This is a genomic window from Saccharothrix ecbatanensis (assembly GCF_014205015.1).
Classification (GTDB): Bacteria; Actinomycetota; Actinomycetes; order Mycobacteriales; family Pseudonocardiaceae; genus Actinosynnema; species Actinosynnema ecbatanense.
In genome coordinates this window covers 3,842,742-3,856,623 of the sequence record NZ_JACHMO010000001.1, presented here as the reverse complement: position 1 = coordinate 3,856,623, position 13,882 = coordinate 3,842,742, and the positions used below count along the sequence as shown (strand labels likewise).

The window sequence follows — 13,882 nt, the reverse complement described above, 5'->3', positions numbered from 1 at the left end:
AGATGTACCAGCTTCATTGTCCGTAGGTGTCGCCCATCCGGACCGGAGTCACTGTGCGCATCACCCACGTCGAAGCCTTTTCTGCCGACGTCGCCGCTCCGGATCCGCCCTTCCGGTGGCGTGACGGGTTGCGAGGCGGATCCGGCGGACAGGTCGGCATCATCCGCATCGGCACCGACACGGGTGCGACCGGTGTGGCGACCGCGCACAAGCCGGGCTCCGCCGTCGTTCTGCGGGAGCTCGTCGACCGCGTGCTGCGCCCTGAACTGGTCGGCGCCGACCCGTTGCAGCGCGAGTGGTTGTGGGAGCGCCTCTGGAACATCGACCGCACCGAGTATCTGCCCATTCACCTGCTCGGCGTCGTCGACACAGCGCTGTGGGACCTGGCCGGGCGGGTGCACGGCGCCCCGTGCTGGCAACTGCTCGGCGGCTACCGCACGCGCATCCCCGCGTACGCGTCGACCGTGACCTTCGATTCGATCGAGGAGTACCTCGACGTTGCGGACCAGTGTTTGGCGCTCGGCTATCCGGCCATCAAGCTGCACGCCTGGGGCGATCGCGATCGCGATACCAAGCTGATCCAGGCGCTGCGGGCGCACGTCGGTCCGGACGTCCCGTTGATGTACGACGGCTCCGCGGCGTTCGACCTCGCGGACGCTGTGCACGTCGGCGAAGCCCTGACCGAATGTGGCTACCTCTGGTACGAGGAACCGATCCGGGAGTACAGCATCACGGCGTATCGGTGGCTCGCCGAGCGGGTCGGCGTGCCGCTCAACGTGGCCGAGACGATCCCCGGCGCGCATCTGAGCACGGCCGACTTCGTCGCCTCCGGTTGCGCGACCTACGTCCGGACGAGTGCGGCCCTGCGCGGCGGAATGACCGGTGCGATGCGGATCGCCCATCTGGCGGACGCCTACAGGCTGCGCGCCGAGGTGCACGGCAACACCCAGTCGGCTCGGCACCTGTGCATGGCGATCCCCAACACCACGTACTACGAGTCCCTCGTGACCGCCAACCCGGTACGCAAGGAATCGGGCGTCGAACCGGACGGCTCGGTCTTGGCGCCCCGCGACCACGGGATCGGCCTCGCACCCGGGCCGGCCTATCCCGCCGCGCTCGCGGAGTACGTGTGCGTCCCGTGACCGACCGCCCGCATCACCGCGGCGACATGACCATATGGAGAGAAAGAATGGATATCCCGTCGACCAGGCCAGGCTCGCGTCGAGCCCGTGCGCTGGTGGCCGTGGTGATGGCCGCATCGCTGATCACCGCCTGCGCGAACGCCGACCCCAACCGGGACGGCGTCCAGCGGGCCGCCGGCCCGTTCAGCCCGGCGCCGCAGGATTCGTCGAGCGAGATCACTGTGTGGGTGGACGCGACCCGGACCGCCGCGGTCGACGCCTACCGCAAGGCTCACCCGGAGGTGAAGATCAAGGCGGTCACCTACAGCGGCGGCGCGAACGGAAGCACCGAGCTGCGGACCAAGGTCGAACTGTTCGACCGTACCGGTGAAGGATGGCCCGACGTCGTCTGGCCGAACGTCCAGGACCTCGCCTGGGCGACCACGGGGGCGACCCCGTTCGCCGCTCCACTCGACACGCTGGTCGACAAGTCCGTGCTCGACGGGTACGTCAAGGGCGCGCTCGACCAATGCACGGTGGGAGGGAAGGTCTACTGCCTGCGCAACGATCTGGCCCATAACGTGCTTTGGTACAACAAGAAGCTCATGGACCAGTTCGGCTACCAGGTCCCCACGAGCTGGGAGCAGTGGCAGCAACTGGGCCTGCGGGTGGGCAAAGAGCACCCGGGATACCTGGTCGGTGAGGTGGGAAGCCCGACTACGCCGCACGTCTACTTCTGGGGCAGCCAGTGCCCGGCCGGCGTTCTCACCGGGGACAGGACGGTGACCGTCGACCTCCAGGACCCCAAGTGCACAAGGATGGCGCAGCTGCTCGATCCGTTGCTGAGTGCCGGTGTGCTGGGCACCCGTAACAAGTGGGACACCGGCTTCATCAAGGAGCAGGCCGACAAGATCCTCATGATGCCGGGGCCCGCCTGGTACGGCCAGGCATTGTTCAACGCCGGCTACCACACCCCTCCGGGAGAGATCGCGGCCGCCGCACCGCTGAAGTTCGCGGCGGACGCCGAGACCTGGACCGGCGCCGTCGGCGGGGGGATGTGGTTCGTCTCCTCGCACAGTCGCAACCTCAAGGCCGCCGTCGACTTCGTCACCTGGGTCACCACCGATCCCGGATACACGGCGACCGCGGCGACCTACCCCGCCTACGGTCCTGCGGCAACCGACTGGCTGGCGGCCCAGCAGGCGTCCGGCTACTACGCCAACGACATCGGCCCGGTCCTGGAACAGGCCGCCTCGCGGATCTGGACCAAGTGGGCGGTCAGCACGCTGTACAGCCAGGAGGCGATCTACGCCTCGACCATGGTGCCGGCGCTCTCCACCGGCAAGTCTGTCTCGTCGCAGATGGACGTGTGGCAGCAGGCGATCGTCGACAAGGCGACCGCACTGGGCTACGAGGTCAACTGATCGATGGTTACGACCGGAACTCCCCAGGCGCGGGTCGGCGCGAGCCGGCCCGGTATCCGGGCGACGAAGCCTCGCGGACGGCGTGTCGGCACCGGCCGTGTCGCCTACTTCTTCGTGGCTGGCTACACGATTCTCCTGCTGATGTTCGGCGTGGTGCCGGTGGCCTATGCCCTGTGGCTGTCGATGACCAACTCCAGCGGGCAGTTGGTGGGCCTGGGCAACTTCACCCGGGTGTTCGCCGACTACCGGTTCGGCTCGGCATTCGCCCACATCGGACTCTACGTGACACTGTGGCTCGTCAGCCTGATGGTGCTGGTGGTGACCCTGGCCCTGATGCTGCACGGCCGACTGAAGCGGACGAGCGCGGTGGTCCGGTTCATCTGCTACCTACCGGGCGCTTTCGCCGGAGCGTCGAGCGTTCTGATCTGGCTGATCCTGCTCGACCCGGTCGCGAGTCCGATCGGTCCGCTGCTGCGGGCAGTCGGCTGGAACAGCGCGGCGCAGGTCATGGTGCCGGAGAACCTGCCGGTGATCTTCACGATCATCGCCTTCTGGACGGGCGCCGGAAGCTGGATCGTCATCATGTACGGCGCGCTCAACGGTATCCCGAACGAGGTCATCGAGGCGGCCCGGATCGACGGGGCCGGCGCTGTGCAGATCGCACTTCGGATACAGCTCCCGATGTTGCGCAAGTGGATCGCGTACATGTTGATCCTCGCCTTCGCCGGCGGGGCCCAACTGTTCGTCGAACCGCAACTCGTGGGCACGGCAAGCTTCGGGCAGGTGCCCGATGACTGGTCGCCCAACCAACTCAGCTACCAGTACGCGTTCGTCGCCGCCGACTTCAACGGCGCGGCGGCCATCGCGATCGTCCTGCTCGTGCTGAGCCTCGGCTGCGCCGCAGCCGCCGTGTTCAAGGCCGGGCTGTTCGAGAGGGGCCACTCGTGACCAATCCGTCGATCGCGAGCCGGGTCTCCGGCCGGAACCGGGCAAGAGCCACGTCACTGGCCGCCCGCGTCGCCTGGGTGATGGTCGTCGGCGTCTTCCTGTGCTTCTTCGCCCTGCCGATCGCCTGGATGCTGCTCGCCCCGACCCGGAGCGACGCGGGAATCGTGCACGGTGCTCCGTTGACCTTCGGCTCGCTGGACGACCTCGTGGCCGGCTGGCAGCACCTGTACGACTTCCAGTCGCACGCGATCGTCACCTGGGTAAGCAATTCGGCGCTGTACTCGTTCTCGGCGCTCGCCATCACGCTGGTCACCGCTGTGCCCGCCGGCTACGCGCTGGCGACAGCCCGGTTTCGAGGGAGGGTCGTGCTGTTGACGGCCACCCTGATGGTGATGCTGATGCCCAACGCCACCCTGGTGCTGCCGCTGTACCTCGAGATGGACGCGCTCGGCCTGGCCGGCTCTCGGTTGAGCGTCATCCTGCCGCTCTCGTTCTTCCCGTTCGGGGTGTACCTGACCTACATCTACTACGCCACCACCGTCTCCGGCGACCTGCTGGACGCGGCCCGCATGGACGGCGCGAGCGAGTGGATGGTCTTCCGGCGGATCGCGCTGCCCCTGGCCCGGCCGGTGGTCGCTCTGGTCGCCTTCTTCAGCTTCGTGCACAGCTGGAACAACTTCTTCCTGCCGTTCGTGATGCTGCCAGACAGCGAGCAGTATCCCGCCCAAGTCGGGCTGAACACGTTGTTGACCGCCTCTCCGATGTTCAACTCGTCGAGCGGCATCTCGGAGATCCTCCGGCCCGAGCTGGCGCTGGCTGCCGTGCTCACCAGCATCCCGGTCCTGATCGTCTTCCTCTTCTCCCAGCGCGCACTGGTCTCGGGCATGACAGCCGGGGCGACGAAGGGGTAGCCGTTCGGATCGCACGAGCGACGGCGATCACGCGCACGGCCCGACATCCTCGCCAGGCAATCGCCGAGTTCCATCCGGGTCACCTCCCTCCGCAAACGCAACCCACCGAGCAAGGAGTGGAATGCAATGGACACAAGTAGGCGAGCAGCCGTGGCGGCCGTCGCCGGAGTCGTGCTAGCAGCGGGCCTGGTGTCCGTCGGACCGGCGCACGCGGCAGAACCGTGCACCTTGTACGTCTCCGCGTCGGGCAGCGACGACAACGACGGAACCTCACCAAATAGCGCCTGGGCGACCTTGGAGCGGGCGCGGGACCACATCCGGCTGAACGGGCTCAACAAGGACATGCAGGCCGACCTAGGCGTCTGTCTGCGCGGGGGTCGGCACACTCGGACAGCGACCTTCACCCTGTCCGAGGCGGACTCGGGTTCCAATGGGTTCAAGGTCGTCTACCGGGCGTTTCCGCGTGAGACACCCATCATCGACGGCGGTAAGGCCGTCGGAGACTGGAACCAGGTAGCCGACCGGCCTTACGTCGTGGCCGACGTGCCGGAGTCGGCGGGCTACGCCGACTACTTCCGGCAGCTCTACGTCGGCGGCCGGCGGGCTCAGCTGGCGATGGGCAAGGGCATCGTGGGCACCGGCTTCTTCGACGAGGCGTCGATCCCCAACCCGCCGGCCAACCCGGACCGACCGGCCCGCTCCTACGACGGCGTGGAGTTCCCGGCGGCCGGGATTCCGGCGTACACCAACGTCAGCGACATTCGGCTGCTGCACGTCGCGGTCGGCTTCAAGATCGACTACTTCCCGGTCGTCGACATCAGCGCGAGCGGCGCCGACAAGCGGGTGCGCCTGGCGCAGCCGCACTTCCAGGCGCGGCTGAACCGCGACGACGGCTCCTCGCTGAACTACAACCACACGTTCTACGTGCTCAACGCGTTCGAGGAGCTGGACTCCCCCGGCGAGTGGTACCTGAACCGGGAGACGAACAAGCTGTACTACTACCCGCGGCCGGGAGAGGACGTCGACCAGGCCGGGGCGTACGTGCCAGTGGTGGAGACGCTGGTGAACGTGGCCGGGTCCAGCCCGTCCGCGAAGGCGAGTGCGATCGCGTTCGACGGCATCACGTTCGAGCACGGAAACTGGCTGCTGCCGCGCGACCGGTTCATCGGCGGCACCCAAGCCGAGGCGCAGTACGCGGACGACCCATTCGAAGATCCGAACTACGACGGCTACGGCGGCGAGGTGCCCGGTCAGATCAAGCTGACCAACACCAAGGGCATCACCTTCACCAACAACACCGTGCGCAAGATGGGCAGCGGCGGACTGCAGCTGCTGACCGGAGCCGAGGACGTCACCGTCACCGGCAACCTCTTCTACAACCTGACCGCCGCCGGGGTCATCGCCGGCCGGTGGATGGACGTGCACGTCGACGACTCCGAGCGCACCAGGAACGTGACGATCAGCAACAACGTCGTGACCGACACCGGTGACGACTTCTTCCCGGCAACCGGGATCAGCCTGATGAACACGTACAACGTGGCGGTCACCCACAACCTCGTCTACGACACCGCGTACATGGGCGTCCATCAGCGCAAGGCGGAGGAGTACAGCCTCCTCGACGAGGTGGACGGGATCGGCAAGACGACGATCAGCCACAACGAGGTGTACAACGCCACGTCCAAGGTGTCCTGGGGGGTGCACGACTCGGGGGCCATCTACACGTTCGGGACGTGGCCGGGCAGCGTGATCAGCCACAACTACACGCACCACACGACGTCGGTCTCGAACTACTACAGCGACAACCAGAGTCACCAGACCCGCTGGGACTACAACGTCGGGCTGAGCGGGCGGTTCGACTTCTCCCCGCGTTACCGTGATCCCTTGTCGGTGTACTCCTCGCACAACTACACCGACTTCGCCGACAACCGGCTCAGCGGGGCAATCTACGACGGTGACGGGAAACCACACGTGGTGACAGACGGTGCGTGGCCGGCCGAGGCGCAGACCATCATGAAAGAGGCGGGCCTGGAACCGGGCTACGCCGGGCTGCGGTGGAAGGTGCCGAGGGAGAATCTGGCCGACCACTCCACCGTGTCGCAGCGCAGTGCCTGGGACAGCGGCCTCGGCAAGCTCTGGGACGGTGTCACCGAGACCGGCGAGGCCGGCTCCAACGTCAACGAGTCCTGGGTGCAGTTCGATCTCGGCGCCGACTACAAGCGGTTCGCCTTCACGCTCCAGCAGGACAACTGCTGCACCTGGATGACCACCCACTGGAAGGTGCAGCGGTGGAGCGCCAGCCAGGACGCCTGGATCGACATCATGCCCTACCAGGCGATCAACACGGCGGCGCCGGTTGTCTACCGGCCGCCGGCCGACGTCGCCACCACCAACATCCGGCTCTACGTACGCAACAGCAACCAAAACGGAAGGATCGGCGTACAGGAGTTCAGCGCGACCGGCGTGCGGAAGTAGCGGCCCGAACATCGCGCGGCGGGCGTGGCACAGCGGGCGGGCGCACTGAGCAGTGTGCCTGCCTGTCCGTCGCGTCCAGATCGGCAATTGGGGGCTTGCCGCCGTAGTTCGGGGTGACTGTGCCGACCGTGCACCGGCGGTCCGTCGACTGGACCATGGCGGCATTGTGGCAACGGCCGCACCAGACCGTGCTCGACGAAATCGGATCGCGAGCGTGGTCGCTGGGCACTGCTTTCCACGCCGAGTCGGAGGAGAAGCGGTTCGGTCCCGAGGCCGTCGATGAGTCGATGAACGTGGTGGCCTGATTGGCAGGTGATGTCGGGACTGGGCAACGTTGTCGACGTCAACTGTTCAACCGCCGTGACAGCACGGCAACCATATCCACCACCGCGGCGTAGATCGGTCTGTCCGGGGATTCGTTCTCCCTGACCGACCTGTGGACCGGCGGCACTATCGAGCACCTCGCGCACCATCTCGGCGAGCGTGCTCTGCCTCGGCGCCAAGGCAGCGGGCACAAACCGCACGTGCCCGGGCATCACGCCTGGACCGATAGGCCGCCGCCATGGTCACCCCAGGGTTACAGCCATGTGGCGCGTCCGTGATGTGATAATCCAACACTGGTGACGTAATCTGTTTTATTGGTCGTCCGGGTATCCGGTGTCCGGCTTGATCGGCCAATTGGGTTACTGAAACAATAATTGCATATACGCACGAACTCTAATACTGATTGTTTGTTCGGCGTTTATGCCTGATTCTTGGTGGGTCGGCGATGTCCCCGACGAGGTGTGGGGGTGTTGCCGGCCGGCGCCCGCCTGACGTGGCGTGGCGCTGCGGTGCAGTGGACCGCGTGTGCTGCCTGACGGAACGTCGGGCAGCACACGAAGCCGTCAAGGGCACGTCACCCTGCCGCGACGGTGCCGGTTGCAGTCGTTTCCCTGCTACGACCGAGGAGTTCGATCAAACATGTCCACATCACAAGGGCGAGGAACGCTCATGGCCGGTCTGTGTGCCGGCCTCGCGTCCATCGCGCTGACGTTGAACGTCGTCAGTGTCGCAGAGGCGGCTGAGGGTCATATCTTGGGCGCGGGTGCCCAGGACGCCGTCGAAGGCAGCTACATCGTGGCCTTGGACAGCGCGCCGTCGTCGGCGGTGAGCGTTCAGGCGGCGGTCTCGGCGAGGGCCACCGACCTGGCCGGTCAGTACGGTGGCGAGGTCGCGCACGTGTACTCGTCGGCGTTGCGGGGTTCTCGGTGCGGATGAGCGAGCGGCAGGCGAAGCGGCTCGCCGCGGACCCGGCGGTGCGCTACGTCGAGCGGAACGGGGTGGTGCGCACGTCGGAGACGTGGGGTCTGGACCGCGTCGACCAGCGTGACTTGCCGTTGGACGACAGCTACGCGGCGCCGAACGACGGGTCCGGTGTCACGGCTTACGTGGTCGACACGGGCATCGCGTTCGACCACCCCGAGTTGGAGGGTCGGGCGACCAGCGGTTACGACTTCATCGACAACGACAGCGACGCGAGTGACTGCCACGGTCACGGCACCCACGTGGCCGGCACGATCGGCAGCAAGACCTACGGCATCGCGAAGAACGTGGACATGGTCGCGGTCCGGGTGTTGAACTGCGGCGGCAGTGGCTCCTGGGACCAGGTCATCGCGGCCGTCGACTGGGTGACCGAGAACGCCCCGGAGGCCGCGGTGGGCAATATGAGCCTCGGCGGCAGCCGGAGCACCTCGGTAAACGACGCCGTGGCCGCATCGGTCGAGGCGGGTGTCGCGTGGGCCGTCGCGGCGGGCAACGACGCAAAGGATGCCTGTGAGGTCAGTCCGGCCTCCGCGCCGGGCGTGCTGACCGTCGGCGCGTCGGACAGCGAGGACCGTCGCAGCCTGTGGGGCACCAAGGGGTCCAACTGGGGCGAATGCGTCGAGCTGTTCGCGCCGGGCAGCAACGTCACCTCCATCACCCAGGACGGCAAGACCGCCGCGTGGAACGGCACGTCGATGGCCACCCCGCACGTGGCCGGCGCTGTGGTGCTGGTGACGAGCGCTGAGCCGGGCATCTCGGTGGCCGACGTCAACGCCCTGGTGCTCGACACGGCGACGACCAACGTGATCTCCGACCCGATGGACTCGCCGAACCGGCTGCTGTACGTGGACGACCTCGGCGCCCGCGATCCCGGCGCGCCGCTGGCGTCCTTCACGTCGACCTGTTCCGAGACGACCCCGGACTGCACCTTCGACGCGTCGCGCTCGTCGGACCCGGACGGCACGATCTCCTCGTACGCCTGGGAGTTCGGTGACGGCACGACCGGCACCGGCGTCAAGCCGTCCCACAAGTACAGCAAGAACGGCACCTACACCGTGAAGCTGACGGTGACCGACAACAGCGGCAAGACCGCCACCACGTCGAGGAGGGCTCTCGCGGGTCCGCAGCCGCCGCGGGCGTCGTTCAGCGTGACCTGCCAGAAGGACGTGTGCTCCTTCGACGGCAGCGCGTCCAGCGACCCCAACGACGACATCGTCTCCTACGCGTGGGACTTCGGTGACGGCAAGACCGCCGCCGGTGTGAAGACCGGCCACACCTATCCGAGTGGACCGCAATCGATCGTTTACACCGCCAAGCTCACCGTGACCGACAGCTTCGACAACAAGAGCACCATCGGCAAGCAGATCCGGTGCCACGGCTCCCCGTACATGACCTTCTGCATCCCGATGACGTTCTAGAGGTACCTCCCCATGCCCCGATGCGACGTCAGTGGAGGCGGTCGGCGTGCAGTTCGGCGCGCGAGTTGATGCCGAGCTTGCGGAACAGTCGCGCCACGTGCTGCTCGACCGTCCGCGAGGACAGGAACAGGTGCTTGGCGATCTCGCGGTTGGTCTGCCCGGCCGCGACCATGCGCGCGATCTCGACCTCCCGGGGCGAGAGGTCGTTGCCGTACCCGCGCCGTCCTCTCCGAGCGGGTTTCACACTGCCGAGGGTGTGCAGCGTGTGACGGCAGCGCGCGGCGTCCTTCGACGCACCGAGCGCGTCGAAGGACGCCGCCAGTTCGGTGAGCAGCTCGACGGCCTTCTCTGGATCGGACGGCGCCAGTACCATCGCCTCCCGTTGCCGCGCGAGGGCGGCGAAGTACGGCGCGGGCATCGCCTCGTAGCGCGCGGCGGCTTCCCGGAAGTGATCGATGGCCTCGGTGGGTTCGCCCCGCGCCTCGGCCAGTGCGCCTCGGCATTGCGCGAGGTCGGCGAGCACGGCGGGCGCGTCGCGGTCGGCGATGCCGTGGGCGATCTCCTCGACCAGCCGTTCGGCTTCCGCGGTCCGTCCGGTGGCGGAGTAGGCGGCGACCGCGACCGGTGCCAGCAAGCCGATCCAGGGCCAGACGTTCGCCTTTCGCGCGGCGGTCAGTCCGCGGTCGACCTCTGCCGCTGCCTGGGCTGCCTCTTTCCGCTCCAGCAGGATCAAGGCCATGCCCGCGATGCCGCTGATCGCCACGGGAACGATCGCGTCGTACGGGTCGTGGGAGCCGGTCCGGCCGAAGTGCTCCTCCGCCACCGCCCAGTCGCCACGGGTCGCGGCCAGCCAGCCGAGCACCAACTCCAGCTCACACGTCATGCTGGTGATGTCGCGGTATTCCTCGATGAACGTGTTCGCCCGCTCGGCCAGGCCTTCCCACCGGCCGGTGATCCAGTCGAGCCGCGCCTCGGTGGTCCTGCCGGTGCTGGTCACGAACGCCGCGTCGCTCTCGGTGGCGAGCCGCAATCCGTTGCGCAGGAACCGGGCGCCCAGGTCGAGGTGGCCGAGCCACACGCAGATATCGGCGACGTTGCACCGGAGCCGGGCGAGGGGTCGCCGGCCGCCGGGCGTGTCCGCGCGTTCCGGCACCTCGGCCAGCCATGCCATGTGCCCGTGGTACATGACGGACCCGACTTCGCTGGCCAGCAGGTAGATCCGCAGCTCGCCCGTCGCGGTCATCCGGTGTGCCTTGGCGAGATCCTGCGACCGGCGCGACACGTCGGGAGGGACGATGCCGTTGGTCGGCATGGCGAGTGCCGCGGCGGCGCGGGGGACGAGGTCCGGCCTGCTCTCCAACTCGTCGATCGCGCGTTCCAGCTCGGCCCGCCCCTCCTGGATGTGACCGATCCGGCGGAGCAGCAGGAAACCGCGTTGCAGGCGCACCTCGCCGCGCGCCGGCGTGGCCAGCCGCGGGTCCGCCAGCAGGCGTTCCAGCGTCTCCGTCGGGTCGCGCTGGTCCAGCCCGGTGTTGGCGATGCGCCCGAGCTTGATCGCCAGCCGGTCTACCGCGTTGGCGGGCAGCACCGGCACTGCGAGCAACCGCTGGAGGAGCGTGGTCGCGGTCGCCGCGTCACCGGAGTCGATCGCCCGGTCCGCCGCTGCCTCTCCGTAGGTCAACCAGTCCGCCGTCCGGCCTGCGCGCTCGCTGTGCCCGGCCAACTGCACCAGTGGTTTCGGCTCCACGTGTTCCAGCGCGTCGACGGCGCGGTCGTGCAGGGCGGCACGGTCGGGAGCGCTGATCGTGTCGTAGACGGCCTGGCGGGCCAGCATGTGTCGGAAGCCGTACCGCAACCCGTCCACCTCGTGCAGGACGTGCCCGTCCATGGCGTGCGTGAGCGCCGCCCTCGTGTGGTTCGCCGGGACGCCCCCGACCTCGGCGAGCAACGCGGCGGACGCGGGGGCTCCGAGCACTGCGGCCGCCTCGACCAGCCGGACGGCGGCGGCGGGCAGGGTGGCGAGGCGATTGGCCATCGCGTCGCGCAGCAGCACGGGGACCTTGACGGCGTCGAGCAGCCGCGTGGCTCGCGCGCCGCCCGCGTGCACCGCGCCCTCCGGGTCGCGCAGGGCGCGCAGCGTCTCCTCGACCACGAACGGGATGCCCGCGGTCCGCTCGTGCAGGTGGGCCGCGAACTGTGCCGAAACCCCTTCCACACCCAGGATCGCCTCGGTCAGGCGGCGCACACCGTCGACGTCGAGCGGTTCGATCTCCAGCACCGCAACGGTGCCGCCGATGGCGGACCGGAACTCCGCGCCCAACGGGCTGCCGCCGGGCAGGTCCTCGCGCCGGTAGGTGAGGACCATGCTGAGGTTGGCCGGCGGTCCTTCGGCCAGGAAGCGCAGGAGCTGGCGTGTGCCGTCGTCGGCCCAGTGCAGGTCTTCGACCACGAGCAGCGCCGGACCAACCGCGGCCAGGAGTTCCCGCACGGCACGGAAAAGCCGGTGCCGCTCGGCCCACGGGTCGCCGATCGGTGGCAACGGGGCGGGCAGCTGAGCGGCGATCTCGGGCAGCAGCGGGGCGAGAGCCCCGATCACGGGATTCAGCTCCCGCTGCCCGGCCAGCCTTGCCCCTGCGTCCCGCAGCGCCTCCAGCAGTGCGCCGTAGAAGAACGGCTCGCCGACCTGCCGGCAATACCCGACCAACGGCAGCACCGCGCCGAGGTCCCCGGCGAGCAACTCGGACACCAATCTGCTCTTGCCCACCCCCGCCTCGCCCTCCACCAGGACTACGGCGGGGTGGCGCACGACGAGCTCACGCAGCGTGGCCAGGTGCTCGCGGCGCCCGATGAGGACGGGTGAGCTGGTCCGGAACCAACGACCGTGCCACTCCGACGACACGCCACTTCGACGCATCACCACACCTCCCAGGCGCACCGAGCGGGAACCACCGGGTGCCGAGCCTAAACTTGTCGTCGTTGAATGGGGATAGGTGAAGATCGGCGACGGGCGAGCACCGGCCACCGGGCATGTCGCCGGCGCCCTGTGGTGTCGACGGGATCCGCGCGGGTCACTCCTGCCAGACCCCTTGGCGCGCGACCGGGCCGTTCACCGTCCGGCGGTACTGGCCGGGCGACTGGCCGGTGTGCTTCTTGAAGGCGACGCTCATGTACTCGGAGTGGTTGAAGTCGAGTCGCTCCGCGATCTGCTGGAGGGTCCAGTCGGTGGAGGAGAGCAACTCGGCGACGTGTGCCATCCGGACCCTGATGATCTCACCGTGGACGGTTCTGCCCACGGCAGCGGCGAACCGGTAGTCCAGGGCGCGCCGGGAGAGCCCGACGTGCCGGAGCACCGTGTCGACGGCGACGTTCCGGTCGGACCTGTCCCGGATGAACCGCAGCGCCTCCGCGACGAGCGGATCGTCCACGGAGAGGATGTCGGACGACTGCCGGGCGACGATCCGGGTCGGCTCGATGCGCCGGAGACCCGGATCGAGGGAAGAGCCTTGCATCATCAGGTCGAGCAGGTGCGCCGCCATGTACCCGGTCGCGGTGGTGTTGGGTTCGATGCTCGACAGCGGGGGCGTCGTGAGGTTTCCGATCAGCTCGTCGTTGTCGACCCCGATGACGGCGACGGCATCGGGCACCGCGAGGCCGGCGATCTTGCACGCTTCCAGGACCTCCTGCCCCGCGATGTCGTAGCAGGCAAGCACTCCGACCGGCTTCGGCAGGCCGGAGAGCCAGGTCGCGAGGCGCTCGCGCTCGACCGCGCGCATGCCGGACGGCTTCATCCAGAACTCGTGCGGCGTCGCCCCGCGCTGGCGGACGTGGCCCGCGTACCACTCGCTCCGGGTCACCGACCAGGCGAACCGATCGTCACCGCAGAAGGCGAAGTTTCGCACGCCCCGCTCGGCGAAGTGCCCGACGGCCCAGCGCGCGATCGTGCCGTCGTCGGTCTCGACTCCGGGCAGTTCCGGGACGAGTCCGCCCGCGCTGAGGTCCACGGTCGGCAGGCCGAGCCGCCGGATGAAACGAGCGGTCTCCTCGTTCTCGATCCGGGCCAGCACGCCGTCACCGTGCCAGCCCTCCAGCCACGAGAAGTCGGTCTCGTGCCTGCTGTGCTCGGCGAGGTAGAGAGACCACTGTGGATGTTCCTCGACGTACTTCTTCACCCCGACGAGCAGTCCGCGGGCGTAGGCGTTCGAGGTCTCGACGAGCAGCGCGACATGTCTCGTCCGGTTGACCGCCATGTAAAAAGTCTAAGTCCTGATGCTGGATTGCGCATG

Annotated in this window: 10 protein-coding genes; 8 read left to right on the top strand and 2 right to left on the bottom strand. The window is 68.2% G+C overall.

Translation table 11 applies throughout. From position 1 onward, the window contains the following. Nucleotides 1-53 precede the first annotated feature (53 nt). From F4560_RS16100 to F4560_RS44620, 8 genes are all read left to right on the top strand, one after another. Nucleotides 54-1,142, top strand: a complete 1,089-nt coding sequence (locus F4560_RS16100) for an enolase C-terminal domain-like protein (RefSeq protein ID WP_184920890.1) — start codon at nt 54-56, stop codon at nt 1,140-1,142. A 47-nt stretch (nt 1,143-1,189) separates the two neighbouring features. Further along, nucleotides 1,190-2,545, top strand: a complete 1,356-nt coding sequence (locus F4560_RS16095; RefSeq protein ID WP_184920889.1) for an ABC transporter substrate-binding protein — start codon at nt 1,190-1,192, stop codon at nt 2,543-2,545. 141 nt (nt 2,546-2,686) lie between these two features. After that, complete coding sequence (locus F4560_RS16090) at nt 2,687-3,493, top strand: carbohydrate ABC transporter permease (RefSeq protein ID WP_246477817.1); 807 nt, start codon at nt 2,687-2,689, stop codon at nt 3,491-3,493. Beyond that, nucleotides 3,490-4,404 carry a carbohydrate ABC transporter permease gene (locus tag F4560_RS16085; RefSeq protein ID WP_312869319.1) on the top strand — a complete coding sequence of 305 codons (915 nt, stop codon included), beginning with the start codon at nt 3,490-3,492 and terminating at the stop codon, nt 4,402-4,404. The genes F4560_RS16090 and F4560_RS16085 overlap by 4 nt, the downstream gene beginning before the upstream one ends. A 126-nt stretch (nt 4,405-4,530) precedes the next feature. Further along, a complete protein-coding gene (locus F4560_RS16080) occupies nt 4,531-6,876 on the top strand; it encodes a right-handed parallel beta-helix repeat-containing protein (protein WP_184920887.1) in 2,346 nt (781 codons plus the stop codon). 113 nt (nt 6,877-6,989) lie between these two features. Next, complete coding sequence (locus F4560_RS46645) at nt 6,990-7,181, top strand: hypothetical protein (RefSeq protein WP_184920886.1); 192 nt, start codon at nt 6,990-6,992, stop codon at nt 7,179-7,181. Between the two features lie 688 nt (nt 7,182-7,869). Continuing rightward, entirely contained in the window at nt 7,870-8,136 is a 267-nt protein-coding gene (locus tag F4560_RS44625; RefSeq protein WP_246477816.1) for a hypothetical protein, read from the top strand. Continuing rightward, a complete protein-coding gene (locus F4560_RS44620; RefSeq protein WP_246477815.1) occupies nt 8,133-9,599 on the top strand; it encodes a S8 family serine peptidase in 1,467 nt (488 codons plus the stop codon). Before F4560_RS44625 ends, F4560_RS44620 begins: the two co-directional genes overlap by 4 nt. Nucleotides 9,600-9,627: 28 nt before the next feature. Here the strand turns inward: F4560_RS44620 and F4560_RS16065 are convergent, their stop codons facing one another. Then, complete coding sequence (locus F4560_RS16065) at nt 9,628-12,513, bottom strand: ATP-binding protein (protein ID WP_184920884.1); 2,886 nt, start codon at nt 12,511-12,513, stop codon at nt 9,628-9,630. Between the two features lie 154 nt (nt 12,514-12,667). Next, on the bottom strand, nt 12,668-13,846 hold the full coding sequence (locus tag F4560_RS16060) for a XylR family transcriptional regulator (RefSeq protein WP_184920882.1): 1,179 nt from the start codon (nt 13,844-13,846) through the stop codon (nt 12,668-12,670). Nucleotides 13,847-13,882 lie beyond the last annotated feature (36 nt).